The organism is uncultured Gemella sp., from assembly GCF_963525875.1.
Classification (GTDB): domain Bacteria; phylum Bacillota; class Bacilli; order Staphylococcales; family Gemellaceae; genus Gemella.
On the sequence record NZ_CAURMG010000082.1, the window covers coordinates 1 to 2,881 of the forward strand.

Annotated in this window: 3 protein-coding genes; all 3 read right to left on the reverse strand. The window is 27.7% G+C overall.

Annotated features, from left to right (window positions below; translation table 11 throughout):
- Positions 1 to 177 precede the first annotated feature (177 nt).
- Entirely contained in the window at positions 178 to 1,179 is a 1,002-nt protein-coding gene (locus tag RWQ73_RS07925; protein ID WP_314407847.1) for an HNH endonuclease signature motif containing protein, read from the reverse strand.
- A complete protein-coding gene (locus RWQ73_RS07930; RefSeq protein ID WP_314407849.1) occupies positions 1,172 to 2,692 on the reverse strand; it encodes an AAA family ATPase in 1,521 nt (506 codons plus the stop codon). Before RWQ73_RS07930 ends, RWQ73_RS07925 begins: the two co-directional genes overlap by 8 nt.
- A 3-nt stretch (positions 2,693 to 2,695) precedes the next feature.
- Positions 2,696 to 2,881 (reverse strand): hypothetical protein (locus tag RWQ73_RS07935; RefSeq protein WP_314407850.1); only part of this gene is annotated, 186 nt, incomplete at its 5' end.

Sequence of the window (2,881 nt, forward strand, 5' to 3'; positions counted from 1 at the left end):
TACCAGTTTTGACAGCTAACGATAAGATAACTTGGTTGCTCCGCCCCCAAACCCCAGTTAAAAATTGAGGATTGATTTTCTTAGAGTGATATTAGGATAACAGGGAAGATTTGGAAAAGTTATCACAACATGGAAAAATGACAAAAAAAGAGAGCTAGAGACTCTCATGTAAAATAATTAACTATCCATAAACTCAGAATACTTTTCAAGATATTTTTCAGAATCACGCAATTGAGAAAAAAAATCTTCTCTAATTTTCCTTTCCCACTTATTTTCTAAATTGGAAATTCTATCGAAATCTTCCATTTTTTTAAAACTAAAGCCTGAACTAAAATACTTCTTTTGATATTGTTTAAATCGATTATAATATTCCTCGTTATCATAAAGTTTTATTATTTTTATAACACTTAAATAATTATTGACCGGTTTTTGCCATCTAGGATTAGATATTGCTTCTAATATAATTTTTTTATTTAGATATTTGAACTTAACATAATCTATCACATTAATTTCATTTGGATAAATCAATGGCAATACAACCTCATCAGTTTTCAAGCCCATATTACAATTTTTACAACTCAAAATTATATTTTTACTATACATTGCTAATAATGGAAAACGGCTTTTTGGTAAAAAATGATCCGGGTCCCCATTTACCATTTTACCGTCACAGTAGGGACACCTTCCCCCTTCTTGATTTGAATTATCAATTAATATACCTTGTATAGTTTTTGATTCATCAAGATTAAAATAATATTTTTTTATATCTTTTCTATTTATAAACTCATCATATAGATACAAACATAGTTCTTTTAAACTGGCATTACTAGAGCCATACCAAAACTTAAATAGATTTTCATTACTTTCAAGTGACACAGTATCATATAATCCCATTTTTATTGACCAATAAAAATAGCGAATTTTCATCATATTTTCCATATCAATTGAAACTGAATATAGTTTTTGATAAAAATTTGTCCTATTAATAAAGTTAGTAAAATTATAAATTCTTGAATAGATTTCAGACTTCTCTCGAACACGTTTAATGAATTCTTTTCTATCCTCATTTGTTGGTGTTTCACTAGAACAAATAAAATCATCTCTGTGTTTTGTCAACAATATAACAATATCGTACCAAATTTTATCAATTTTTTTATCAATTCCCCTTATATTAGACATCTTTTAACTCCATTAATAAATCGTAGTATCTCATAAAAATATCAATTTTTTCTGAAGAATCTGGCAGGGATTTTAATTTTTGCATTCCTATTCGTTGTTTTTCTTCATTTGTTGACTCTAATAATTTTTCAATCTGTTCGAATGTAGTTCGTATCAGCTTACTATCCAGTAACCTGACATCAAAGACATTTGAAAGAATTTCATCTATTTCAACCCCAAAAGTTCCAACTGAAACATTTTTTGCAACTATCCTATCATGATTTTTTTGGAGAACAATAATATCATCTTTATTTAAATTTGCAACAAGAAGTGGAGAATGCGTACAAATAATAAAGTGACAATTATAGTTTTTAAATAATTTCTTTAGCCTATATATATAAGAAGTCATCCAACTTGGATGCAAGTGCAACTCTGGCTCATCAATTAACACAATTGAATTCATCCGTACTTCACTGACTAGTTTTGTAAATCTTATGAGAGTTGCTATTTCTCCTGAACTCAAGTCAACTAATTGATAACTTTCTCTATAATCAGGATTAACATCTTTTCCTATATTTTTATCAATATACAATTTAGTAAAAAAATTATTTTCTAGAAATTCTTTATTAAAAGTAAATATTTCATAAAAAATATCAGTTCCATTTATGAAATTTTTTAAATCCCTAAATAGAATAGCAGGCCTTCCTTCGTATCTAAAAGTTAGCTTATCTCTAAGTAATAAGTTAATACTGTTTTCAATAAAACGACATTTGCAAATATACTCCACCATATTATCATCAAGTCCATACTCTTGAACTGTTGCACTATCAGATTTAAAGTTAGCACCATGTCTATACATTGAGTTTGAATGATAATATCTATCCTGAAATTCTGACCATCTCTCAGATAACATCTGTTCTTCCTTAATATAACCCATTATCATATCTATTTTTTTAGTAAACAAATCTGTCTTAGTAATTTTTCGACAATAAAAGCGACTACTTTTTCTTCCATAAACTCTATTTGCCCAAGTTAAAATTAAACTATTTGGATCTATTTTAAGAAACTTAAATACTTCAAGAATATTGTTAAATCTATCTATATCTGATAAATTCGAATATACTATATTATTAATAAAGTCAGTTGTTACTCCAAAATTTATCATTCGTCTCAGAGAACTTTCAGAATATTTATTATACTTACTAGAAGCGGTTAAATTTTCTTTACTCAACTTATCTAACAATGCAAACGAATCTAAAACAATATTTACATCTGTCTTAGGTGATTTATTAGTTATAATTGTATTTTTACCATTATTATCAACAATCTTTGCATGAGATATCGAAATATTCTCTATTTCTTGAAATAAACCATAGATTTCTCTAAGTAGTGTAGTTTTTCTAACACCATTTTCTCCTATTATCAAAGTAAACTTTGATTCCTCTGAATTCAATAGTTCTTTTGAAACCTTAAAATCAATGTCTAGTTCTGTTCCCAAATAAAAATTCTCTATATGTAAACTTTCTATCTTCATAAACTATTCCTCACTATCTAAAGTAAATTCTACAAACCATTCCTGTCCCACCTTCAACATCTCTTCCTCTACCTTGCTCCATTTTCCGAAGAGGCATTCTTGTAGCACTTCTGCTGCTGAAGTCTTATCTTGTTCTGAATCATATACACAACTTCTATCTCGTTGGTAAATTTGAATTCTTTCAAAGAT

Excerpts from the sequence above, each read along its gene's own strand:
- RWQ73_RS07925 (WP_314407847.1), bottom strand. The coding sequence starts at position 1,179 with ATGTCTAATATAAGGGGAATTGATAAAAAAATTGATAAAATTTGGTAC.
- RWQ73_RS07930 (WP_314407849.1), bottom strand. The coding sequence starts at position 2,692 with ATGAAGATAGAAAGTTTACATATAGAGAATTTTTATTTGGGAACAGAA.